We start from the raw sequence: 22,663 nt of genomic DNA, 5'->3' as shown, positions 1-22,663 counted from the left end.
CCCATCAATACTTCTTGTCTGGCTCGCCTGCCCAGTATTTGAGGGCGCACGCACGACCCCGGTGAGAGGGGACATTGATGATATGAAGGGGGTGACAGATACGCATTTTCGAATGCGTGCGCGTCTCAGGCCCGTCTCGCGGTGAGTTCGGACTCAGGGGGGGGCAGATCCGGCCGCTTGGTCAGTTGCCTATGCAGGCTGCCGGTCGACGCTGGCCTGTTTCATCAGTTCGACCATCAATGCTTCCAGTTGCGGGGATGAACCGTTCCTGACGGCCTCATTGAGGCGGCGGGCATTGCTGATGCCGTCACTGTCCCGGCTCACCAGTAGCAGAAAGCTGTGGTGGGTGAGGGCAGCTTCTTCAACGGCCTCCTGGCGCACCAGTTGTGAAAACTGAATATAACCGGCCTGCCGTAACCAGGTCATGGCACCCAGGCAGGCCAGGTGACGCGGGGAGTGCAGGCCGAATTCGTCCGGCGTGTCCGGCCCGGCGATATCCTCCACGTACACGGCGGTCGGCGCCGGGAAACTGCCGAACAGGGCCAGCAGGATTCGTCCGGCGTCGCGGTAAAAATCGTGAATATGTAAATCGTCCAGCATGGTGTTCCGTCGGTTCAGGCGGAGTAGCGCTCGAGAAAAGCGCCCAGTCGTTCGATGGAGTGGGACAGTTCGTCGGCCCGCGGAAGAAAGACGATGCGCAGGTGGTCCGGTGCGTCCCAGTGGAAGGCGGTACCCTGTACCAGCAGGATCTTCTCCTCGCGCAGGAAGTCCAGTACCAGCTGTTCGTCGTCGCTGATCTTGTGCCGGTCCAGGTGCAGGCGCGGGAACAGGTAGATGGCCCCCTCCGGCTTGACGCAGCTGACTCCCGGAATTTCGTTCAGCATACGGTGCGCCAGGTCACGCTGCTGGCGCAGGCGGCCACCGGGCAGCACCAGGTCGCGGATGCTCTGGTAGCCGCCGAGCGCGGTCTGCACCGCAAACATGGCGGGCACGTTGCCGCACAGGCGCATGGAGGCGAGGATCTCCATCCCCTCGATAAAGCCTTTTGCGCGCTGTTTGGCTCCGCTGATCACCATCCACCCGGAGCGGAATCCCGCCAGGCGATAGGACTTGGACAGGCCGTTGAAACTCAGGCAGAGCACGTCCTTGGCCAACCGACCCATGGGGATGAATTCCGCGTCGTCGTAGAGGATCTTGCTATAAATCTCGTCGGCAAAGATCACCAGGTCGTTTTGCCGGGCCAGTTCTACAATCTGCTCCAGCAACTCCCGGGGGTAGACGGCGCCGGTGGGATTGTTGGGGTTGATTATCACGATGCCACGGGTGCGTGGCGTGATTTTCGACTTGATGTCGTCGATGTCGGGCAGCCAGTCCGCCTGCTCGTCGCAGCGGTAGAGTACCGGCCTGGCGCCGGTCAGGTTGGTGGCCGCCATCCAAAGCGGATAGTTGGGCATGGGCAATAGCAGTTCGTCCCCGGTGTTCAGCAGCGCCTGGGTGGCCATGGTGATCAGCTCGGAAACGCCGTTGCCCAGGTAGATATCGTCGATATCCACCCCTTCGATGCCCAGCATCTGGCATTCCTGCATAATGGCCTTACGTGCGGCAAACAGGCCCTTGGACTCGACATAGCCCTGCGCCTCAGCCAGATTGTGAATAACGTCCTGGATGATCTCGTCCGGCGCATTGAAGCCAAACGGGGCGGGATTACCGATATTGAGCTTCAAGATACGGTGGCCTTCTTCTTCCATACGGCAGGCCTGCTCCATGACAGGGCCGCGTATCTCGTAGCAGACACCGTGAAGCTTTTCCGACTTGTGAATGTCCTTCATGGTATGGCGATAACCCTCGGGGACTGGAACTGCGGGGTTGGCCGAAGGTGGCTCCTACAGCTTAGCGATTTGGAGGATGGAGTATGTCAAAAGAAAAAGACGATAACTACTGGCGCGACAAGCTGAGCCCGGAAGAATTTCATGTATGCCGCGAGGCCGGCACAGAGCGCCCGTTTTCTGGTGAATACTGGGACTGCTTCGAGGACGGTACCTACCGCTGTCGTTGCTGCGGCGAACCGCTGTTCAGTTCCGACGCCAAATTTGACGCGGGTTGTGGCTGGCCGAGTTTTGACGCCGAGGCGAGTCCGGGTGTCGTCGCCGAGCGGCCGGACGACAGTCTCGGTATGCATCGTACCGAGATACTCTGTGCCAAGTGCGGCTGCCACCTTGGGCATGTATTCCCGGATGGGCCCACGGTGACCGGATTGCGCTACTGCGTCAATTCGCTGTCAGTGAAACTGGATCAGGATAAGAGCAAGGGAGAAGAGGGATGAGAAACAGGCACTGGAGCCGTTGGCTCTACCGGGTGCAGTGGCTGCTGCTTACGGTCATCTTTCTGGCCGCGGTGGCCCTGCGACTCGAGCTCCTGCATTTCCGTACCGTTTTCCAGATCTTCCAGTATGCCGGCCTGGCAGCCATCGGCGTGGCCCTGGTCAGTATCCTGGTCTTTATCTGGGGGCTGGTAAAGCGCCATGCCGATGCCCGTCGTGCGGCCATGTGGGGCACGTTGTTGGGGTTGTTACCGGTGGCCGTGCCACTGCTCACTGTAGGGCCGGACAATTTCAATGTGCCGCCGATCCACGATATCTCGACCGACCTCAACAACCCACCAGAGTACCGCGCGGTGCTCTCCTTGAGGGAACCGGGCGACAACAGTGCCGAGTACGATGGTGAGGAGGTGGCGAAACAGCAGCGGGAGGCGGACATCTACGCCGATATCCAGCCTTTGCTAGTGGCGCTGCCGGTAGAGCAGGTCACGGCTCTGGCTGCACAGGCCGCCGAAGAGCTGGGTTGGCGGATCGTGGACCGCAACGACAAGGCCGGTCACCTGGAGGCGGTGGACCGCACGCTGCTGCTCGGATTCAGTGACGATGTGGTCGTGCGGGTCACGGCGGCTGAGGGTGGCTCGCGGGTCGATGTTCGTTCCAGCTCCCGGGTCGGCAAGAGTGACCTGGGCAAGAATGCCGAGCGTATTCGCGAGTTTCTTTCCGACCTTGAGGCGCTGGCGAAGCAGGCGGGGTAAAGGGCTGGTGCTGGCGCTGCTGCAGTGCTTGCGACGATAGTGGGGAATCGGGTAAGTGCCTGACTATAAAAGAAAAAAATAACTAAAAAGTTGAGTTGCAGGTGTTGACAGTACCCCGGGTGCTACATAGAATGCGCCCCACTTCTGACGCAGAGCGGATCTTTAAGACGCCATGCGATGTCGAAGAAGTTAGTCTGGGTCCCCTTCGTCTAGAGGCCTAGGACACCGCCCTTTCACGGCGGTAACAGGGGTTCGACTCCCCTAGGGGACGCCACTGCGGGAATAGCTCAGTTGGTAGAGCGCAACCTTGCCAAGGTTGAGGTCGCCGGTTCGAACCCGGTTTCCCGCTCCAGTTTTCTTCGTGACGATCCGGCAGCCTTCCGGTTCGATACGAGCGCCAAGGGTTAGCCCGAGGCAATGCCACGGCAGTGTGGCAGCACCTGATCGAGAGATCAGTGCAAGTTTTCTGTCCCCATCGTCTAGAGGCCTAGGACACCGCCCTTTCACGGCGGTAACAGGGGTTCGACTCCCCTTGGGGATGCCAATGCAGCGGGGTTGCTCCGGCAGCCCCGCGACACAGAATCGCGGGAATAGCTCAGTTGGGTGAGGCAAGAGTTTGCTTCGCGGCTGAGCGAAGCTCGCAGCCGAACGGCGCCAATCTGTGATTGGGGACCGGAAGAGCGCAAGGTAGAGAGGCGCTCGGGCAGGGCATCGGAAACAATGGTTCTCCAGATGCCCGATAGAAAGAATTCGCGGGAATAGCTCAGTTGGTAGAGCGCAACCTTGCCAAGGTTGAGGTCGCCGGTTCGAACCCGGTTTCCCGCTCCAAATCGAAAGCCGCTCGATCGAGCGGCTTTTTTAGTGCGAGCCCTCTGTTGGCTCGACACTAAGTGCCGGAGAGTAATCCCGGTAATATGCCACGGCAGTGTGGCAGCACCTGATCGAGAGGTCAGTGCAAGTTTTCTGTCCCCATCGTCTAGAGGCCTAGGACACCGCCCTTTCACGGCGGTAACAGGGGTTCGACTCCCCTTGGGGATGCCAATGTAGTGGGGTTGCTGAGGCAGCTTCGCGACAAAGGATCGCGGGAATAGCTCAGTTGGGTGAGGCAAGAGTTTGCTTCGTGGCTGAGCGAAGCTCGCAGCCGAACGGCGCCAATCTGTGATTGGCGACCGGAAGAGCGCAAGGTAAAGAGGCGCTCGGGCAGGGCATCGGAAACAGTGATTTTCCTGATGGCCGATAGAAGGAATTCGCGGGAATAGCTCAGTTGGTAGAGCGCAACCTTGCCAAGGTTGAGGTCGCCAGTTCGAACCTGGTTTCCCGCTCCAAATCAGAAAGCCGCTCAATCGAGCGGCTTTTCTGTTTCTACTGCTCTCACTACTACTCAAGCTTTCCTTCAGCCCGCCGCTGTGACTGCTGCGGGGGGGGCTGCAGGCTCAGTTCATTCATGGTGTGGGCCAATTTGCAGGCTTCACCGGCAGCACCCGGTGCCAACCTATACTTAATCGCCTCAAATCTATTCTTTTCCGAGTGCCCCGGGCGCGGTTACCGGCGCACAAGTGGTGAGGTTTTGGGGGCTTGTTGTTACCCGTCCGCCGGGCGGCTTGGGTAGGGAGGCTTCAGAGCGGCCTCCCTCAGGCGGAGATGTCCCCACGACCTGTCTGGTTGCAATATGCGGGGCAAGCGCGTTGAATATGCGCCCTCAACTCCGGGAGGAAGAGATGACCGCTGCGCTCTCCATAAGCAATCTGCAGAAAACCTACGACAACGGCTTCCAGGCCCTGAAGGGCATCAGTTTTGATGTCCAGCCGGGGGACTTCTTCGCCCTGCTGGGCCCCAACGGCGCCGGCAAGTCGACCACGATTGGCATCATCTGCTCGCTGGTGCGCAAGACCGGTGGCAGTGTCTCGATTTTCGGCATCGATATCGACAAGGACTTCCCTGCCGCCAAGCAGATGCTGGGTGTGGTGCCGCAGGAATTCAATTTCAGCCAGTTCGAGAAGGTGTACGACATCGTCTGTACTCAGGGTGGCTTCTACGGTATGCCCCGCGCGCTGGCGGAAGAGCGCACCGAGAAGTACCTCAAGCAGCTGGGGCTGTGGGACAAGCGCAGCACGCAGGCGCGGATGTTGTCAGGGGGCATGAAACGGCGCCTGATGATCGCCCGCGCCCTGATTCATGAACCGAAACTGCTGATTCTCGACGAGCCCACCGCCGGGGTGGATATCGAGCTTCGCCGCTCCATGTGGACCTTCCTGGAGGAGATCAACCGCCAGGGCACCACCATTATCCTGACTACCCATTACCTGGAGGAGGCAGAAAGCCTCTGTCGCAATATCGCCATCATCGATAAGGGCGAGATTGTCGAGAACACCTCCATCAAGTCGCTGCTGAAAACCCTCAACAAGGAGGTCTTTATCCTCGATGTGCGCGATCCGTTGAGTGACTGCCCGGACCTGGGTGACTTCGACGGCCGCCTGCGGGACGAGCACAGTCTCGAGGTCACCATCGAGAAGGGCCAATCGCTGAATGCACTGTTCAGCCGCCTCGGGGAGCAGGGTGTCGCCGTGGTCAGTATGCGCAACCGGGCCAACCGGCTGGAAGAGCTTTTCGTCTCCCTGCTGGCGGAAGGGCAAAAAACCGAGGGGGAAAAGTCGTGACCAGCAATGCTATCTGGATCTCTTTCGTCACCATTTTCCGGCGGGAAGTCAGGCGTTTTACCCGTATCTGGCCGCAGACCCTGGTGCCGCCGGTCATCACCATGTCGCTCTACTTCGTCATCTTCGGCGCGTTGATCGGCAGCCGCATCGGCGAGATGGGTGGCTTCACCTATATGGAATTCGTGGTGCCCGGCCTCATCATGATGGCGGTGATCACCAACTCTTACTCGAACGTGGTGTCGTCTTTCTACAGCGCCAAATTCCAGCGCAGTGTAGAAGAACTGCTGGTTTCTCCCACGCCCAACTGGGTGGTGATGGCGGGCTATGTACTGGGCGGCGTGGCCCGCGGCCTGATCGTGGGTTTTGTGGTTACTCTGATCGCCCTGTTCTTCACCGACCTCAGCGTGCAGCACGTGGGAATTACGGTGGCAATCGTATTCCTCACGGCGGTGCTGTTTTCACTGGCCGGGTTCATCAACGCCATTTTTGCCAACAGCTTCGACGATATCTCCATCATTCCCACCTTTGTGCTGACGCCGCTGACCTATCTGGGTGGGGTGTTTTACTCCATCGGGCTGCTGTCACCCTTCTGGCAGGGGCTGTCAAAGCTCAATCCTGTGCTCTACATGGTGAACGCCTTCCGTTACGGTGTGCTCGGTGTTTCCGACATCAATGTAGCCTGGGCTTTCGTGGGCGTCGTTGTCTTTATCGCCCTGCTGTTTGGCTGGGGCCTGCACCTGATGAGCCACGGCAAGCGACTGCGACACTGAGCGGGAATGTCTATGGAACGCGAAGACTGGAAAGGCCTGCCATTGGGGCGTGAGACCCAATATGAATCCCGCTACAACCCGGGCCTGCTGCACCCCATCGACCGGGGGATTTCCCGTGCGCACCTGGGGCTCAGGGGCGACACGCTGCCATTTTCCGGCGTCGATGAATGGTGGGGTTTCGAACTGTCCTGGCTCAACCCCAAGGGAGTGCCACAGGTTGCCGTGAGCAGGTTCACTTTCCCCCACGACTCGGCGGCGATGATCGAATCCAAGTCGTTCAAGCTGTACCTGAATTCACTCAACCAGAGCGAGTTTGCGAGCTGGGAGGAAGTGCGCGATACGTTGAGCAGGGACCTTGGCGCGGCTTCGGGCGCTGACGTGACGGTCGAACTTTTTGGGGTCGAGGACGCCACGCTGGCGGTGGAGAAGCCGGAGGGTTTCTGCCTCGATCAGCTCGACATCGAGACGCGTCGCTACCAGCCGGAGGCGTCACTGCTCAGGCTGGATGCGGGACGCGGAGCCGTGAGTGAAACCCTCTACAGCCACCTGTTGCGCAGCAACTGCCCGGTCACGGGACAGCCAGACTGGGCCACTGTCTGCATCGACTACCGCGGCCCGGCGCTGGACCGGGAGGCGCTGCTGGCCTACATCATTTCCTTCCGTGAGCACCAGGATTTCCACGAACACTGTGTGGAGCGGATCTTCTGTGACCTGCAGAACCTGGCGGCATTCGAAGAGTTGACCGTGTGCGCGCGCTACACCCGTCGCGGTGGGCTGGACATCAATCCGCTGCGCAGCACGCTCCCGGGCAAAGCCCTTCCTCCCCGTTTCGCCCGCCAGTAAACGCAGGCGGGTTCAGGTGACGGATCTTGGGGCAGGGTGGTGCTAGTCCCGGCGGGAGGCCAGTCTGCCGGGGTCAGAGAATGACTTTCTTCTTGATGGAGTCGGCCGCCTTCTCCAGTGAACGCAGCACCTTCTCCCGGTCATAATTACGGATCTTGTCCAGATCCATGTGCATGGAAAAGCCAGGCGCATGCTCCTCGAGGTAGCTCTGCTGGCCGCCCAGGTTCTTGCGCAGGTCCGTGACCTGATACACCTTCACCGGCGTGCTGAAGCCTTTCACTTCCACCAGCCCGCGGTCGCGGCACATGACCGACTGCTTGATCAGTGCCCAGGTCTCGTGACTGATCAGTATCTCACCCGGCTGGGCCGCACCCTCCAGGCGGGCAGCAAGGTTCACGTGGGTGCCCATGACCGTATAGGACTGGTGGTTGGCCGTGCCGAATATGCCCACGGTGCAGTAGCCGGTATTGATGCCCATGCGCACCTGTAGGGGGCGGGAGATGCCCTTGTTGTACCACTCCTGCTTCATTTCCCGCACGCGCTTGCGCATCGCCAGCGCCATGGCGACACAGCGCAGGGCGTCCGACTTCGGGCCCTTGCTCTCGTTATCCCCGAACACCACCATCACCGCATCGCCGATGAACTTGTCGATAGTGCCGCCGTACTGCCCGGCAATACGGGCCATTTCTGACAGGTAGCCGTTGAGCAGCTCGGTAAAGGTTTCCGCTTCCAGTTCCTCGGTCAGCTGGCTGAAGTCCTTGATGTCCGAGAAAAAGATGGTCAGTAGCTTGCGCTCGGTGACCAGTTCACTCTCCTTGCCGTTGGTCACTGCGCGCCACAGGCGCTGTGGCAGGTACTTGGACAGCTTGTAAGTGCGCATCTTGCTGACATGCTGATCCGCAGCCAGGGCCTGGTTTTCCCTTTTCAGGGCTGCGATCTGCTTATGGGTGTAGAAAGCATAAGCGCAGAAGTAAGTGAATACCCCGATCAGGCTCGCGGCACTGATGGTCAGGTCGGCATTCACCACCATGGCCGGCTTGTGGATCAGGTAGCCGGTCCCTACACCCAGCAGCAGGCCGGTATTGTGCTCGAACCAGCGTCGTCCGCCCCCGGCCGTCAACGCGTTGAACTGCACCATGGTGATAAAGAGCAGGGTCGGCAGCAGGCTGAAGTTGGTCAGGGCAATTGCGATACCAATCAGCGCAGCATCGGTAAACGACAGCCAGCGCTGTACATTGGTGCTCCGCTCCACAGGTGCGCGGCTGGCGATCCGGTAGGCGAGGGGGATATAGAGAAGCAGTATGGCTGCCATGCCCAGCGTGAGCGCTTTGTCCAGGCCCCACGGCGCGGACCAGTTCACCGCATTTACGAGTGTGCCCGCCGCGGCAAAACAGATCAGACTGCGGAAATAGAACGGGTAGCGGGCATCGATGTTCCGCCCGGTTACTGCCTCTGGCCGGTCCTGCATTGGGTTGTCTTTATCCGATATGTGCAGAAGGTGGTCGACGGCTGGCACCGCCGATGGGGACAAGCCCCGGATTTATTCTTGTGTTTCCGCCTCTGTCAGACGGTGGCCCAAGTTTACTCCGGGCAAGATCATAATGCGACAGGCGTGTCGTCTTTGGTCAAAAGCGGACAGATATGTGAGGTCATTGTGCCCTTGCAGTAGAATGCGGTTCCAATATGACAGGCTGACGCTTAGTTTAAGGGGAGATACATGGACGCTCTTGAGGCCCTTCACAACCGCGTATCCGTGGGCAAGCTGACCGACCCGGCGCCCAGTGAGGCACAGCGGGAAAACATCTTCCGTGCCGCTTTGCGCACCGCTGACCACGGTGCACTGCGCCCGTGGCGTTTCCTGCAGGTGGAGGGGGAGGAACTCCACAAGCTGGGCCAGCTATTCCTGCGGGCTGCTGAGGCTGAGAACAACGGCCCTCTGGGAGACGCCAAGCGGGACAAGACCCTGGCCATGCCACTGCGTGCCCCCCTGATCCTCGTCGCCATTACCCGCCTTCAGGACCACCCCAAGGTGCCTCATATCGAACAGCACCTCTCTACCGCCGGGGCAGTACAGGCCATGCTGACCGCTGCCTTCGCCCAGGGCATCGGGGCCTACTGGCGCACAGGGCCGCTTGCCTACAATCCGGTGGTGGCTGAAGGACTGGGGCTGGCCGAAAACGAGCACATCGACGGCTTCATCTACCTTGGCACCCCCGCCAAGTCCCCCCGCCAGGCCCGGGAACTGGCCACCAGCGACTTTTTTTCACACTGGAAGGCCCCCTAAGGGTTGCGCCCGGGGCCGGCTTTCTGTAAAGTGCGCCCTCGCTGAACGGGACGTATGTTCCTGATTAGCAAAGCAATTTTCCCCGAGCGGGAATGCAGAGGCAGACGTGCCGGGTCCCCTGAGAGAGCCCAAAACGTGACAATCAGTTTCGGTGAGGTGTCCGAGTGGTCGAAGGAGCACGCCTGGAAAGTGTGTATGTCGCAAGGCATCGAGGGTTCGAATCCCTCCCTCACCGCCAAACCATGAGTAGAATCAATAGCTTACGAGCATAAAATCGATCTACCCAACAAAAAACCCAACATTCGTGAGAGTGGTTGGGTTTTTTTGTGCCTGTAGCCAATTCTCAAGCGTTCAGCTCCCAACTGTGTGCCAATTGGTGTCACTCTCTGGCTCCCCTCCCTGTGGGCTCAGCGGTCACACTTTCTGCAAGATAAGTTTGTTTTGGGGGTTGATGTCCCATATCCATGCCAACCATGATCTCCTTTGATGGGACGAAATAAGTCGGCCTGCGACAGCCCCGTAGGGCATTGTGCCTTAATCCTTTGCGCGGAACCTAAAAGAGGGCCTTCATAGGCGCGTGGCCACTTTTTCTCCTAACAGCTGGCTATCCCAGATCTATTTATTCCGCAGTGAACAAATAAGAGGTTTTTATTCAATGTTCACCCACTCCGATACTCGTTGTCCTTCATGCTCTGCTCAGCGCTCTCGCTACCTGCCTTGTAGTAGTCACTCTTCCCAAAGCCTGGCAGCGGCGGAGCTGCTCGGTTCTAGTCCACAGCCCGCGCTTTATGGGAGCTTCTCGCGGTCAAGTGAAATCGGGCAGTTTGGCTCGGATTGGGAAGCTGCGCGGAGGCGTGAGCTTTGGGAATTTCTTGATCGCACCAGGATCGATTGGGAAAGTATGTCTCAATTACTTCCACAGGTGCAATCGGCTGATAGGGATGATCAGCGACACGATACTCCGAATTTGGCTGAGCCTACTATCCATGATCCTCAAGAAGATTGGGAGCATGAAGAAGAAGTCATGACGGAAGGGGATGATGGTACCGAAAAGGCCATTGACTCCGTCAGCACCAGGGAGCGCAACAACCTGTTGAAACTGGTTGCCGCCATCTCTGAAATAGGCCTGAAAGGCTTGACTGGGAAACCTTATAAAGATGCAGGCTTGCTTGTCGAAGCTGCCGCAGCTGCTGGTGTCGAGCTTCCTGTGGGGTCTGAAACAATCGCCAAATATCTTGAGCGCGCTGCAGTCTTAACCACGTAGTTGCCTTTACATCCTAATTAGCACGTCAGCTGTGCTAATTAGGACCGCATGGACCCGGCGTCCGGTTCAATACAAGCCTAATTCAACGCGCCTCAGGAGGCATTATGGCTTGTATAGACTCCATGCCGGATTCCGGCTTTCTCCGCGATAAGCAGGTCGCCGCCCATCTCGGGATCTCTCGCTCCACATGGTGGCGATGGGTCGCTGAGGGGTGGGCTCCAGCTCCAATCAAGCTGGGGCCCCAAGTGGCGGCCTGGCGAGTGGAGGACATTCTCCTCTTCATTGATGAGCGGCGAGGGGGGCAGAAGAAGTGACCGGGACGGAAATTGTTCAGGCTTCTTTCTTGGGGATGGCTGAGAAGCCAGAAAATCTTGCCGACGCTGCACACGACCTCGCGCAGCGTGGCTTCTCTATTTTCCCGCTAGCGCCTTGCGGCAAGAAACCTGTAACCAGCCACGGCTTTAAAGATGCCACAACTGACACTCAACAAATCTCAGAGTGGTGGGCCCAAAACCCTAATTACAACATTGGGTTGCGTACGGGAGCAAAATTCTTTGTTGTCGACGTCGACAATGTTGAGGTGTTCGATCGGTTAGTAGTTGAAAACGGTACTCTGCCAGAGTGTCCTGTAATCCTTACAGGAAGAGGTCGTCACTACTATTTTGCCTGTCCACCTGGGATGCAAATCAAAGGCCGGACTGGGATCGCGGGCTGTTTTGATATAAAGGCTGAAGGTGGTTATATAGTGGCACCTCCGAGTATCCACCCATCCGGGGCGAGGTACCAGGTGAAAGTGGCGAGTGAGGGGCCGCTGCCGACTCCGCCGGGCTGGTTGATCGACCTGATTGTCCCAGTCACGAGGAAGCAGTCTAACACCGCCATGGTGATGGAGGCGCAAGCTATCGCTCAGGCTGTTTCGAAGTACGGTGAGTCGGCTATCAATGATGCCTGCGAGAAGATCGCGTCGGCCTCAGCAGGCGAGCGCAATGAAACGCTAAATCGTGAAGCGTTCAGTATCGGGCAGCTCATCGCTGGCGGAGAAGTCAAGCATGAGAATGCCGTCACCTTAATGCGGTCTGCAGCACTCTCTTCGGGGCTCAAAGAACCAGAGGTGGAGAAGACACTTCATAGTGCCGTTTCCTCTGGTATGGCACATCCCCGCTGTCGTCCTGAGAACACCAGAAAAAATAATCTAACTTTTGGGTATGAGTGTAGTGAGTCCCTTGAGGGGATTGTCACTATTCCCGAAATTGAGCCGCTTGCTGATTATCCGCTTGATGGACTTGGTCCTCTTTTGGGTGACGCAGCCAGAGCAATAGCCGAGAGAAGCCAGGCTCCGAAGGCGATCGCAGCGCAAAGCGTACTGTCCGTTGCCGCGAGCGTATGCCAAGAGAAATCAAATTTAAAGCACCTTGGCTCTGAAGTGCCTCTATCTCTATTCTGTCTTACCGTCGCGGAGAGCGGAGACAGGAAAAGTTCTTGTGACCGCGTTGCTTTGAAACCCATAACTGAGTGGCACCAGGAAATACAGAAAGTCTATCGCGAAAGATTGCAGGAGTATTCCGACGAGCTAGAAGTGTATGAAAGCCTTAAAAAAAAGGCCATTAGTAAAATAAAGGACCAGAGTGAGCTCGCTTCTGCCCTGAAACAAATCAAAATGCCCAAAAAGCCGCTGTCCCCAGACATTATTTGCCAGGAGCCTACCCTTGAAGGGCTTCAAAAAGCCTTTCATGAAGGACGGCCATCGATGGGCATGTTTAATGATGAAGGTGGGCAGTTCTTCGGCGGTTATGCGATGAACAAAGAAAACGCTACGAAGACAATAGCTGGTTTGTCGAAATTCTGGGATGGTGCTCCGATTGTAAGGACGCGCGGCGGATTAGGCGAAACTTTTACCCTCTACAACCGCCGCCTTTCGATTCATCTGCAGACCCAGCCGATTGTCGCCAAGGGCACATTGTCTGACCCGTTACTCCAGGAGCAGGGAATCTTAGCAAGGTTTTTAGTTGCTGAAGTCCGGTCATTAGCTGGAACTAGACTTTTAGATCCTGGGATTTTGGTAAGCGGCGAGTCAGAAGATCCGGCAATTAAGAAGTTTCAGCTGCGTGTAAAGGGGCTCCTTGAGCAGCCCCTCAAGGTCGATGAATGCGGAGGCCTAGAGCTAGATACAATCGAGTTTAATACCGCTGCGTTCGAGATTTGGGGTCAATTTTATAATGAGGTAGAACGAATGCTAGCCCCAGGGAGGGATCTTGAACAGATAAAGCCATTTGCAGCAAAAATTGCTGAGAATGTTGCGCGTATTGCCGGAGTGATTTCCGTATTTAATGGGTGGGAGAAAATTGACGAAACATGCATAAGAGGTTCCATCGTTCTGGGGCAATTTTATTTGCGTCAGTCACTCAGAATTGCACAAATCGGGGCTGCTAATAAACACCAGAAGTGGTTGACAGACGTCATTGATTGGATTTCACAGCAGGGAGGAGAAGTTGATGTCGATACTATTCAGCGGTTGAGCCCTAGAACCCTTGGACTGCGGAAGAGTGTTAGGCAAGTGAGGCAGTCATTCGAGGTATTGGTGAAAAATGGAATCCTTACTGTTGCCGCTGTTAATAGGAAGAATAATCCAAAAATCTATGCGCTTTCTCCTGCCGTTAGGAAGGAATGATCGGCGGAATTGGCGGAATCGGCGGAGTGTTAGAAAAACCAAGCCGTAAAGGGTAATTGAGCCTTAATTGCGTTCACGACAATGTAGGAAATCCGCCACGATCCGCCAGTGCGATTCTTGGGTAGCATTACTCTCGATGCGACTTTCCGCGACTCCGCCAAATCCGCCATCGAACCAAGACGCTAAAGAGATTTCAGAAATGCTTAAATTAAATGTCGCAGAATCAGCTTGCGAACATCTCTCTGCCGAAGCATGGAGACCACCAAACCTAGTGCGGGAAAGGGGTGAGACAGACTCCAGAGATTCAGAAAGAGTGCTGTCCTCCGTGGATGATTTGCACGCCTTCGGACTAGAACTACTAAAAGAGGACCTGGAGCTACTTAAGCAGCGTCTTCCTTTCCAATGGCCAAATGGAAGAGCCAGGCATGATGCATTGATAGGCTATAGAGATGCTTGGCTACAGGGTATGGAGGGCGAAGCGGTAGATCATAAGAAGCAGCAAGCGGGCCGTCGTGAAGCAAATGCGTGGTTCAGTCTATCTTTCCCAAGCCTTACGGGAAGGTAGTCCAGAGAGCTTGCGCATACATAAAAACCTCTACAGTGCCCCACGATGATGAGCACCAAAAGCGGAATGAGTTTTAAATCTTAGCAAGGTCCAGATCAGTATATCAGTGATGTACCTTGTGAAATTTTGTGATGGATCGAAAAATATCCAGTATGGTAGTCTCAATAATAATGTTAAATAAATTCCAGACTATGACCGGTGAAAATTTGATCATAGAGGTTGTGGCCGCAGTAGTTGTTAAGGAGGGCCGCTACTTGATATGCCTGCGTCCAGATGGCAAGCAACATGGTGGTTTCTGGGAGTTCCCGGGGGGAAAGGTTGACCCAGGTGAAGATTTTGCTAGTGCGATTCGCCGGGAGCTCCTTGAGGAATTGGAGCTTGAAGTCACTTTCATTGGTGAAACATTGTTTACAGCCCAGGAGCGAGATTCGCCATTCCGCATAAATTTCATAGGAGTGGAAACAAGAGGCAATCCAGTACTCCATGAACATGCAGCAATCCGTTTTTGTTCCCTAGAAGAAATGAATGAGTTGTCGCTTGCTCCTTCCGACCAGGAGTTTGTGATCCATCTGGAGGACTATCAGTGAAGATTCCATATGTGATTGGTGAAGAATATAACCGTCGCCGAGATCTGCATGATCAATTTGGAGGCAATCGACAGGGAGGAATGTGCAAGTGTGCTGCCTATCCGATTATGTTCCTCTTTACTGGTCCCGGAGGAGAGCAACATGGATATGCTGATGAATTTACCAGGGATGGACGTTTCTTATACACAGGAGAGGGGCAGGTGGGAAATATGACCTTTACAAGAGGGAATCTTGCTCTCCGAAATCATCTGGAGGAGGAAAGGCATGTGTTACTTTTTGAGCAAGCACGTAAAGGATTTTGTCGATATAGAGGCGAGTTTTCGTATATCGGTCATCATTTCTCTACTCGTCCAGATCGCGAAGGCTATAACCGGGAGGCCATTATTTTTGAGCTGGCCCCTGAGCCACTGGAGTTAATAAAGACCTTACCTATAAGTGAGGAAGATACTACAAAAAAACCAATAACTATCCCAAGAAATATATCTTTGCAAGAGCTGCGGAGTCTTGCTAAATCTGGATCATCGGACTCAGTACGGTCAAAATCTGTAAGAGCTCGCTTATTTGTTCGAAATCAAGCTGTGAAGCGTTATGCGCTAATGCGTGCTGAAGGTGTTTGCGAGTGCTGTGAGAAGGACGCCCCCTTCATGACAAAAACTAATGATCCTTACTTGGAGGTTCATCACTTGCATCGGGTTTCTGATGGTGGACCAGATTCTCCTGAGGGTGTAGCGGCAATATGTCCAAATTGCCATAGAAATATTCATAATGGAGTTCGCGGTGTAGATATAAATGAAAAACTTAAGAAAAAGATAGTTTCAATAGAATCCAAAATTTTGGGGTAATTAATTTTGTGATGTCAGAGTTTAAAATTATTAAACTAAGTTAAATAAATGGCTAAATCATCCCAGTCAAAGAAAGTTGTTTCTATATTGCGAGAGTTTCCTAGACAGAAGCTAACCGCTAGAGAGATTGCTTTTAAGCTTTACGAAAAGTATCGCGAAGATTACCAGAAAAAAAGAAATAACCCGCGATTTTCAGACGATGAAGAATTTATTAAGCAGCTGGTTGCGGAGATAGGATCTCAGAAGACTCAAATACTTGGTGCGGACAAACATGTCTGCTGGCAGGATAAACCCCGCCCCCGTGTATATTGGTACGACCCCGATTTTGATGTGGGTGCAAAAGTTAAAGTATCAGAAGGCAATGGTGCAGATGAAAGGGGCTTTCAGTTTACGGATGATAATCCTTATACTGAGCAGAGGCTTTATCCAGTATTAGTTGATTATCTAAATTCAGAGCTGGGCCTCTATTGCCAGCGTATTGATGAAAAACGATCAAGAAATAGTAGAGGTGCGGGCGGTAATCAATGGCTGCATCCTGATATCGTTGCGATGCAGCCAGTTGACAAAGAGTGGGATGAAATTGTTCGCAGCTGTGTCAAACAAGGAGCTGGGCAGAGCGTCCGACTTTGGTCTTTTGAAGTAAAAAAAGAACTGTCTGGCTCCAATGCAAGAAAGTCATTTTTTCAGGCCGTTAGTAACTCAAGTTGGGCCAATGAGGGATATCTAGTTGCTACTTCAATTTCTGGTCAGGGTGTAGAGCAAGAGCTTCGGATGTTATCGGCACTGCATGGTATCGGCATTATCCTGCTCAATCCAGAGAACCCTAGCGAAAGTGACATGATCTTGCCCGCTAGACCTAGAGATGAAATAGACTGGCAATCTGTCAATAGAATATTGATAGAAAATGAAGACTTTAAAGAGTATATCGATCTGGTTTCGACTTATCTTCAGACAGGAAGAATAAGGCCTAAAGACTGGAATCGAATTTAATATCTTAAATATTTTTTGTTGGCAATTAAAAGTACGCTGAGTCGAAATAAATCAAGATTATAATAAATAATGACAGGATTGAAGAGGGTATATAAGCCAAGGGATGGTTTTTTTGACCTTTTGTTTGGGACTTTTAACGAGGTCTCGGTCACCATCGATCCAGGTAAGCCTAGCTATATTGTTTTGTGGCGAAAGGGTATCAAGAGGATATATTGTAAAGATATTTCCAGGGTCGTAATTTCACGTTCGGTTTCAATAATTATTTTCACTGGAAATAGTTATGAAGAAATAAACTTGAAAGACAGTAGATTGGCAGTTGATTTTAAAAACGACCTAACCCAATTTGTTAATGATTATCTTGCAAGTGAGTTTGAGTTAGCAATCGGTGCTTTACTCGAATTAAGGTCTAGACTCTCTTTAATTAGATCCGGTGTTTCTTGTTATATAGCTCGATCAGATATAGAGGCTGAATTAAAGGCAATTCCATCGGGTGCTCGGATGGCAATTCGCCACCCCCTATTTAGGCTGGAAATGCTGAGTGAGCGTTTGCAAAAAATCATTGTTGATTCTCTTCTCTTGGTAGATGATTCTGAATCTCTTGCACGTTTAAATGATCGGTTTGTAAAAAATGAGATTTCTCAGTACTCCAATCTCTTTGCAAAAATATCAGATTTTGGTTTGTCAGATGAGCAGCGTGAAGCATGCGTGAGGATGGATGACAATAATTTATTAATTGCTGCCGCTGGCTCAGGAAAAACAGCGACAATAGTAGGCAAGATAGCCTATGTAATTGAGAAAGGAATATATTCACTTGATCAAATTTTGGTTTTGGCGTTTAACAAAAAAGCCGCCCAAGAACTTTCTGAGAGAATCCAGAATGAGCTGAATATAAAGGGCGATGGATTGGACCGCCAAGTAATGACCTTTCATAGCTTGGGCAGGAGAATCATTACTGATGTTCGAGGTCGGGCTCCTCAGGTGGCAAATTGGAGTCGCCACGCATACGGCGCTCGTCAAGTGATCGGGGAATTAATATCGCTTAAATGTAAAGAAAGTCAGTCTTTTCAAGCAGCCTGGGCAGATTTACTTGCGCTATACCCTAAGGCTGATCGACCGGTGGCTACATTTAGTTCGTTTCAAGAATACCAAGATTATATTTCTGACAGCTCAAATGCAAATGATCGATGTGTAGCTACGCTTTCTGGTGTATTTGTCCGCTCACTTCAGGAGCAAAAGATCGCGAATTGGTTGTGGATGAATTCGATTAATTTCGAATATGAGCGATCCGTTCAGGTTAAGGATGATAATGGTGATTTTAAGACTCTTCATCCGGACTTTTATTATCCTGACATCGATACTTGGCATGAGCATCTTGCGATAGATAAAAACGGAAATGCTCCAAAATTTTTCAAAAATTATGTAAGAAATGCGAACCTGAAAAGAGGGTGCTATAAAAGGGCCGGTCTGAAATATTTTGAAACGACTAGCGCTATGGCTGAAAGTGACTCACTTATTGACGTGCTAAAGGCCGAGCTTAATCTTCGTGGGTTGAGCTATAAGATGAGAAGTATTGAAGAAGTCGAAAAAAAATTGGGGCCTGTAATTATAGGCAAGTTTCAGACTCTAATGTCAGTTTGTGTGAAGCATGTTCGTTCCGGTGATATCTCTCTTGGTGATTTAAAGGCGCGCGCTAAGTTGGTGGCCGACGCTGAGCGTGCCAGACGTTTTGTGGAAGTTCTATGGCCAATAGTGGAGGCTTACAGAAAAAAGTTAAATGTTAGTGGGCAGATAGATTTCGAGTCTATGATTGTCGATGCGATAGAGTTCGTTAGTAAGCGTCGATATTTGAGTCCATATAAATTGATCTTGGTTGATGAGTTTCAGGATATTTCCGCATCGCGAGCAAAGTTACTTTCGGCTCTAAGATCGCAAGATGCTAGTTGCAAGTTGTTCGCTGTTGGTGATGATTGGCAGTCAATTTACAGATTCGCTGGGTCCGATATCAAAATTTTTACTCAGTTTGAAAAATATTTTGGATCAGGATGGATAGGTAAGCTTCAAAAAACATATAGGTGTAATCAGGCGATAGCCGATGCGGCAGCTGCTTTTGTTCAAAAAAACCCTGAGCAAGTCAAGAAGGTAGTTAAATCTTCTCGAGAGGCAATTCCTAGTTCAATTCGAGTGGTGCCTGTTGGTTACGATAATCAGCGGTTGCTAATGGCGGAGAGCTGCCGGCAGGTTCTCGAACGTTTGAACCGCTTTGCAATGAGAAATGAAAATAAGTGGAGGGGTAAAGGGGCAGAGAAGCTAAGTGTTCTCGTTTTATTCCGTTACAATCATAGTGATCCTTTCAAGGGCTACTCTCCCACATATAGTCATATTTCTGTTACTCATTTAACATTTCATCGCGCCAAAGGTCTCGAAGCAGACTATTGTATTCTTCTCGATATATCTGAGGGCACGTATGGCTTTCCAAGTCGTATCGAGGATGATGAGCTTGTGAAATTGGTATTTAAGGATCCTGAGAATTATCCCTTTGCGGAGGAAAGGCGGCTGTTTTATGTTGCGTTAACTCGTGCGAGTAGGGGAGCTTTTTTATTAACAAATGAGAAAAGGCCATCACTTTTTATCGGAAATCTTGTAGAGATTGCAAGTAACAGCCTAAGATTCGAGACAGCTTCAGGTGAGCCTTTGAGGCCGTGCCCGGACTGTAGAAAGTCTCATTTGGTGCAAAGATCCGCTGCGTCAGGCGCTAGTTTTTTGGGTTGCTCTTCGTATCCATCTTGCCGATATACCGAAAATATTAGTAATAAGGAAGCCTTTCGAGTCCATTGAGACTCAATGCTCTTACGCATTTTTTTTTCTGTTTTATTTTTCTTTCATGTATCCATGAAAAACTCATCCAGCTCAACTTTTCGAGATCGTCCTCCCATCGAGGGTGGGTAGATCAGGTTTATCATCAGCGGTTTGGCTTAGCAAAAATCTGTGTCTGAGTTTGATATGACTTTTTGTTTTTTCTAGTAGGGATAGTCAAATTACTGGGTGATCCGCGGAGAAAGGGCTATGCATGCGCATTGCTAAAAGTGGTGTTTTACCGAGGCTCCATTGGATAATCTTCGATACTTCTATGTTGGAGGCTTTAGGCGCAAGGCCTCAGTCTTTCCAAGTTATCAATCTGCTCCTATTGAAATATCCACAATTTTTGCTAGTACCTGGTACAACGTTCTCTATGGTTGATGAGCGCCCTATGAGGTTTGGGGCAGCGGTTTTGGTGGCTCCTAAGCGTCCTGCTGCTTGAATCGATCAGCTAGTTGACCTTTTGGCGCGTTTGTCCTCCTTCATACAGTTCCATTCATATTCCAGAAACCCTCTTCGGCGGTACCCTACCAGCAATCCGAGATCAGATTTTACTGACATTGGTGGTGTTATAAAAGTGGTGCTATAAATAAGACATGAACGAGACCCGCATATTCACATTGGATGAGCTGTCAGCTCTGACCGACACGCCCAAACGCACAGTGCGCTACTACATCCAGCGCGGGTTACTGGAACGCCCCATGGGTGAGAAGCGAGGTGCTCATTACCTTCAGCGACATCTTGAGCAGCTACTCGAGATCCGTAAGTGGCAGGCCGCCGGTCTGTCTCTCGAGCGGATTGCTGAGTTGCTGGCCGGCGATGCCGGGGTGGAGCCTCCCCCTCCGAAACGCAAGCCTGGCGATGTGGAAGTCTGGAGCCACATCCTCTTGGCCGATGGGGTGGAGTTGCGGATCAACCCGGTTCTGGCCGGACTTTCCCCGGCGCAAATAAGGAAGTTGACGGAGTACGTCATGGACGCGGTGGCAAACCTGGAGGACGTGAAATGAATCAGTGGCCAAACATAGATGGGCATGCCCAGGGGCTTGTAGCCCGTGATGGTAAACCGGTACCCCTGCAGGCTGTAGAGGTCGCGGTAGATATTCAGGGGCTGTTGGCTGAGGTGGTCATCGCTCAGGATTATGCCAACCGGGAAGTGGCGGATATTGAGGTTTCCTATACCTTCCCAGTGCCGGCGGAAGCCGTGCTCATGGGCGTGGAGGCCAGGATCGGCGATCGAGAGATCTCCGGAATGGTGGCGGAGAGTACGGAGGCAGAGAGCCGCTATGAGGATGCCATTGCCGACGGAGACTCGGCCATCCTGCTGCAACAGCTCCGTGCAGGGCTCTACTCCCTGTCGCTGGGCAACCTGCAGTCTGGCGAGAATGCCCGTATCACCTACCGCTATGCTCTAGCATTGCGCTGGAACGATGATCGGGTCGATCTGCGTCTACCCACCACGATTGCGCCCAAGTACGGCGATCCTAATGCGCTCGGAATGCAGCCGCATCAGACACTGGATGCCGATTCTACTTACCGCTGTCAGTTCCAACTATCGATAGTAGTCGCAGGATTGCTTGCTGATGCCGCGGTGACCTCGCCCACCCACGACATTACCACCCGCATGGAGGCGGCCGGCCTGCAGATCGGTCTGCAAGACGGCGCCGCAGATATGGACCGGGACCTGGTAGTGACCTTTCGCCAGCACAGTGACCGCCGATGTGCCGCCACGGTAGCGCGCGATGGTGATGGTTATGTGGCGATGCTGAATTACCGACCATCCATTCCTATCGAAAAAACCGCGATTTCACGTAACCTTGCCATTGTCGTGGACTGCTCCGGCTCGATGGGTGGCGACTCCATTCGCCAGGCGGGCATTGCCCTGTCGAATATCGGCAAGGCGCTGCACCCCGAGGATCACATCAACATCATCCTGTTTGGCAGCCACTACGAGCTGTTGTTTCCCGGGCAGGTGGCGGTGGATGCTAAGGTAAAGAACCGCATTCGGCGGTTGGGGCGCTCACTGCAGGCCGATCTGGGCGGAACGGAGTTGGCATCGGCACTGCAGGCGGCATACGAGTCGCTCGCGGATATTGGTCCGGGTGATGTGCTGTTGATTACAGATGGCGAAGTCTACGCTGAAGACGCCATCGTTGAGCCGGCCAGGGACATTCCCCATCGGGTTTTCTGTGTTGGCGTCGGCAGTGCGGTGTCCGAGGGGGTGCTGAGAAGTCTCTCCACCGTAACCGGTGGCTCCGCGGAATTTGTGACCCCCAATGAAGACATGCCAGAGCGGATTACCCGACATTTTGAGCGGATTCGCTCCGGCCGCGCCAACGAGATCACAGTGCACTGGCCGCAGTCTCCACTCGAATCCCTACCCCTGACTCAGCCACTCTATGACGGCGATACGGTGAGCCTGTATTACTGGTTTGACCAACAGCCACAAGGAACCGTGCGGGTTGCGCTCGAAGGCAAGGGCGGGACGATTGAGGAGGTCGAAGCGGCGATTGGAACAAAGGTCGACGTGGCGGTTACCAATGTGCCCGCGACGCTGGCCCGCTTCGCCGCGGCCCGTAAACTCGACACCATCGACCGCCGTGAGCACGGTCTGCCCATCGCACTGGACTATCAGCTGCTCACACCCTGGACCAGTGTTGTGGCTGTCGATAGTCGCGCGGCCGCGGATAAGGCGGGATCTGTGCCGGTGCTGCGTGAAGTGCCGCAGATGCGGGCAGCTGGTTGGGGTGGACTGTCGACTGTCCGTAGCAGCATAGCGCCCGCTCTCGAAATGTTCTGTGTGAGAGAGTATCAGTCGATGGAAATATCAGGACGACACAAACGGATAGCCCCTTCTGGGGTAGATCGTTCGCTTTTCTCTCGCTCTTATTCTCGGAGCCAAGATCAGGGAAGGTTCCAGATCGACCCCGCCAACTTACCAATTGACGATCTGATTGAGAGGTTGGCTGCGGAACCCAGTGAGCAGGGCGTTATCGAGATTCTTCAAGACTTCGGGGAGGCACTGCGACTTGGACACGGGTTGCGCTTGGAAATGCTTCTGTTGTTCAGCCAAGCCAAAGGCCAATTATCCGAAGAGCAATTGTTCGCGACAATATTAATACGCTTGATTCAGGCTCGTCCAAAAACCGTGGAGTCCATTACAGCAGTCGAAAGATTACGGGCACTGCAGGATAACTCTCCGATTCTGTTGAGTTCAGAGAAGCTTGATCAGGTCATGGCTGGCTTTGGGCTCTAGTGCTGTTGGGTT

At 53.4% G+C, this 22,663-nt stretch carries 18 protein-coding genes and 7 tRNA genes; 22 read left to right on the top strand and 3 right to left on the bottom strand.

Going from position 1 to position 22,663, the window contains the following annotated elements:
* Positions 1 to 189: 189 nt before the first annotated feature.
* A complete protein-coding gene (locus tag LVD12_RS14220) occupies positions 190 to 600 on the bottom strand; it encodes a hypothetical protein (RefSeq protein WP_237068387.1) in 411 nt (136 codons plus the stop codon).
* 14 nt (positions 601 to 614) lie between these two features.
* Positions 615 to 1,829 (bottom strand): pyridoxal phosphate-dependent aminotransferase, encoded by a 1,215-nt coding sequence (locus LVD12_RS14215; protein ID WP_237068386.1) that lies wholly within the window; start codon positions 1,827 to 1,829, stop codon positions 615 to 617.
* Positions 1,830 to 1,912: 83 nt separating this feature from the next.
* On the opposite strand from LVD12_RS14215, the gene msrB reads away from it, so the two are divergent.
* The 11 genes from msrB to queF all read left to right on the top strand — a co-directional run bounded on the left by msrB (position 1,913) and on the right by queF (position 7,342).
* Positions 1,913 to 2,323, top strand: a complete 411-nt coding sequence (gene msrB / locus LVD12_RS14210) for a peptide-methionine (R)-S-oxide reductase MsrB (protein WP_237068385.1) — start codon at positions 1,913 to 1,915, stop codon at positions 2,321 to 2,323.
* Complete coding sequence (locus LVD12_RS14205; protein ID WP_237068384.1) at positions 2,320 to 3,072, top strand: DUF1499 domain-containing protein; 753 nt, start codon at positions 2,320 to 2,322, stop codon at positions 3,070 to 3,072. The genes msrB and LVD12_RS14205 overlap by 4 nt, the downstream gene beginning before the upstream one ends.
* Positions 3,073 to 3,270: 198 nt before the next feature.
* Positions 3,271 to 3,346 (top strand) — tRNA-Glu (locus tag LVD12_RS14200).
* A gap of 2 nt (positions 3,347 to 3,348) precedes the next feature.
* Positions 3,349 to 3,424, top strand: a tRNA-Gly gene (locus tag LVD12_RS14195).
* Between the two features lie 116 nt (positions 3,425 to 3,540).
* Positions 3,541 to 3,616: transfer RNA gene (locus LVD12_RS14190), tRNA-Glu, on the top strand.
* 208 nt (positions 3,617 to 3,824) lie between these two features.
* Positions 3,825 to 3,900 (top strand) — tRNA-Gly (locus LVD12_RS14185).
* A gap of 137 nt (positions 3,901 to 4,037) precedes the next feature.
* Positions 4,038 to 4,113, top strand: a tRNA-Glu gene (locus LVD12_RS14180).
* Between the two features lie 208 nt (positions 4,114 to 4,321).
* A tRNA-Gly gene (locus LVD12_RS14175) sits at positions 4,322 to 4,397 on the top strand.
* Between the two features lie 393 nt (positions 4,398 to 4,790).
* The gene (locus tag LVD12_RS14170; RefSeq protein ID WP_237068383.1) at positions 4,791 to 5,729 is read left to right on the top strand and encodes an ABC transporter ATP-binding protein; all 939 of its coding nucleotides are present in this window, start codon (positions 4,791 to 4,793) and stop codon (positions 5,727 to 5,729) included.
* Positions 5,726 to 6,499, top strand: a complete 774-nt coding sequence (locus tag LVD12_RS14165) for an ABC transporter permease (RefSeq protein WP_237068382.1) — start codon at positions 5,726 to 5,728, stop codon at positions 6,497 to 6,499. Before LVD12_RS14170 ends, LVD12_RS14165 begins: the two co-directional genes overlap by 4 nt.
* 12 nt (positions 6,500 to 6,511) lie before the next feature.
* Positions 6,512 to 7,342 (top strand): NADPH-dependent 7-cyano-7-deazaguanine reductase QueF, encoded by an 831-nt coding sequence (gene queF, locus LVD12_RS14160; RefSeq protein ID WP_237068381.1) that lies wholly within the window; start codon positions 6,512 to 6,514, stop codon positions 7,340 to 7,342.
* 73 nt (positions 7,343 to 7,415) lie between these two features.
* Here queF and LVD12_RS14155 read toward each other — a convergent pair whose 3' ends face one another.
* Positions 7,416 to 8,810 (bottom strand): adenylate/guanylate cyclase domain-containing protein, encoded by a 1,395-nt coding sequence (locus tag LVD12_RS14155; protein WP_237068380.1) that lies wholly within the window; start codon positions 8,808 to 8,810, stop codon positions 7,416 to 7,418.
* A 249-nt stretch (positions 8,811 to 9,059) separates the two neighbouring features.
* Between LVD12_RS14155 and LVD12_RS14150 the strand changes: the two genes are divergently transcribed.
* The 11 genes from LVD12_RS14150 to LVD12_RS14105 all read left to right on the top strand — a co-directional run bounded on the left by LVD12_RS14150 (position 9,060) and on the right by LVD12_RS14105 (position 22,651).
* A complete protein-coding gene (locus tag LVD12_RS14150; RefSeq protein WP_237068379.1) occupies positions 9,060 to 9,626 on the top strand; it encodes a nitroreductase family protein in 567 nt (188 codons plus the stop codon).
* Between the two features lie 150 nt (positions 9,627 to 9,776).
* Positions 9,777 to 9,864 (top strand) — tRNA-Ser (locus LVD12_RS14145).
* A gap of 663 nt (positions 9,865 to 10,527) precedes the next feature.
* On the top strand, positions 10,528 to 10,890 hold the full coding sequence (locus LVD12_RS14140; RefSeq protein WP_237068378.1) for a hypothetical protein: 363 nt from the start codon (positions 10,528 to 10,530) through the stop codon (positions 10,888 to 10,890).
* 104 nt (positions 10,891 to 10,994) lie between these two features.
* Entirely contained in the window at positions 10,995 to 11,204 is a 210-nt protein-coding gene (locus LVD12_RS16295) for a helix-turn-helix transcriptional regulator (protein WP_369413393.1), read from the top strand.
* Positions 11,201 to 13,558 carry a DUF3987 domain-containing protein gene (locus LVD12_RS14135; RefSeq protein WP_237068377.1) on the top strand — a complete coding sequence of 786 codons (2,358 nt, stop codon included), beginning with the start codon at positions 11,201 to 11,203 and terminating at the stop codon, positions 13,556 to 13,558. Before LVD12_RS16295 ends, LVD12_RS14135 begins: the two co-directional genes overlap by 4 nt.
* Before the next feature lie 735 nt (positions 13,559 to 14,293).
* Complete coding sequence (locus tag LVD12_RS14130) at positions 14,294 to 14,710, top strand: NUDIX domain-containing protein (RefSeq protein ID WP_237068376.1); 417 nt, start codon at positions 14,294 to 14,296, stop codon at positions 14,708 to 14,710.
* Positions 14,707 to 15,552: an HNH endonuclease gene (locus tag LVD12_RS16290; RefSeq protein ID WP_237068375.1), complete on the top strand. Its 846-nt coding sequence runs from the start codon at positions 14,707 to 14,709 to the stop codon at positions 15,550 to 15,552. The genes LVD12_RS14130 and LVD12_RS16290 overlap by 4 nt, the downstream gene beginning before the upstream one ends.
* Positions 15,553 to 15,600: 48 nt before the next feature.
* On the top strand, positions 15,601 to 16,542 hold the full coding sequence (locus LVD12_RS14120; RefSeq protein WP_237068374.1) for a COG2958 family protein: 942 nt from the start codon (positions 15,601 to 15,603) through the stop codon (positions 16,540 to 16,542).
* 69 nt (positions 16,543 to 16,611) lie between these two features.
* Positions 16,612 to 19,377, top strand: coding sequence for a UvrD-helicase domain-containing protein (locus LVD12_RS14115; RefSeq protein WP_237068373.1), 2,766 nt, complete (start codon positions 16,612 to 16,614; stop codon positions 19,375 to 19,377).
* Positions 19,378 to 19,994: 617 nt separating this feature from the next.
* On the top strand, positions 19,995 to 20,405 hold the full coding sequence (locus tag LVD12_RS14110) for a MerR family transcriptional regulator (RefSeq protein WP_237068372.1): 411 nt from the start codon (positions 19,995 to 19,997) through the stop codon (positions 20,403 to 20,405).
* Positions 20,402 to 22,651 (top strand): VIT and vWA domain-containing protein, encoded by a 2,250-nt coding sequence (locus LVD12_RS14105; protein ID WP_237068371.1) that lies wholly within the window; start codon positions 20,402 to 20,404, stop codon positions 22,649 to 22,651. Before LVD12_RS14110 ends, LVD12_RS14105 begins: the two co-directional genes overlap by 4 nt.
* The last annotated feature ends 12 nt before the right edge of the window (positions 22,652 to 22,663 follow it).

The organism is Microbulbifer guangxiensis, from assembly GCF_021729075.1.
GTDB classification, from domain to species: Bacteria; Pseudomonadota; Gammaproteobacteria; order Pseudomonadales; family Cellvibrionaceae; genus Microbulbifer; species Microbulbifer guangxiensis.
The sequence above is the reverse complement of the archived record's forward strand: the minus strand, read 5'-3'. Positions and strand labels throughout refer to the sequence as shown.

Coding starts and splice junctions, on each gene's coding strand:
- LVD12_RS14170 (WP_237068383.1), top strand. CDS start 4,791: ATGACCGCTGCGCTCTCCATAAGCAATCTGCAGAAAACCTACGACAAC.
- LVD12_RS14120 (WP_237068374.1), top strand. CDS start 15,601: ATGGCTAAATCATCCCAGTCAAAGAAAGTTGTTTCTATATTGCGAGAG.
- msrB (WP_237068385.1), top strand. CDS start 1,913: ATGTCAAAAGAAAAAGACGATAACTACTGGCGCGACAAGCTGAGCCCG.
- LVD12_RS14220 (WP_237068387.1), bottom strand. CDS start 600: ATGCTGGACGATTTACATATTCACGATTTTTACCGCGACGCCGGACGA.
- LVD12_RS14115 (WP_237068373.1), top strand. CDS start 16,612: ATGACAGGATTGAAGAGGGTATATAAGCCAAGGGATGGTTTTTTTGAC.
- LVD12_RS16295 (WP_369413393.1), top strand. CDS start 10,995: ATGGCTTGTATAGACTCCATGCCGGATTCCGGCTTTCTCCGCGATAAG.
- LVD12_RS14205 (WP_237068384.1), top strand. CDS start 2,320: ATGAGAAACAGGCACTGGAGCCGTTGGCTCTACCGGGTGCAGTGGCTG.
- LVD12_RS14140 (WP_237068378.1), top strand. CDS start 10,528: ATGTCTCAATTACTTCCACAGGTGCAATCGGCTGATAGGGATGATCAG.
- LVD12_RS14110 (WP_237068372.1), top strand. CDS start 19,995: ATGAACGAGACCCGCATATTCACATTGGATGAGCTGTCAGCTCTGACC.
- queF (WP_237068381.1), top strand. CDS start 6,512: ATGGAACGCGAAGACTGGAAAGGCCTGCCATTGGGGCGTGAGACCCAA.
- LVD12_RS14105 (WP_237068371.1), top strand. CDS start 20,402: ATGAATCAGTGGCCAAACATAGATGGGCATGCCCAGGGGCTTGTAGCC.
- LVD12_RS14215 (WP_237068386.1), bottom strand. CDS start 1,829: ATGAAGGACATTCACAAGTCGGAAAAGCTTCACGGTGTCTGCTACGAG.
- LVD12_RS14150 (WP_237068379.1), top strand. CDS start 9,060: ATGGACGCTCTTGAGGCCCTTCACAACCGCGTATCCGTGGGCAAGCTG.
- LVD12_RS14130 (WP_237068376.1), top strand. CDS start 14,294: ATGTTAAATAAATTCCAGACTATGACCGGTGAAAATTTGATCATAGAG.
- LVD12_RS14155 (WP_237068380.1), bottom strand. CDS start 8,810: ATGCAGGACCGGCCAGAGGCAGTAACCGGGCGGAACATCGATGCCCGC.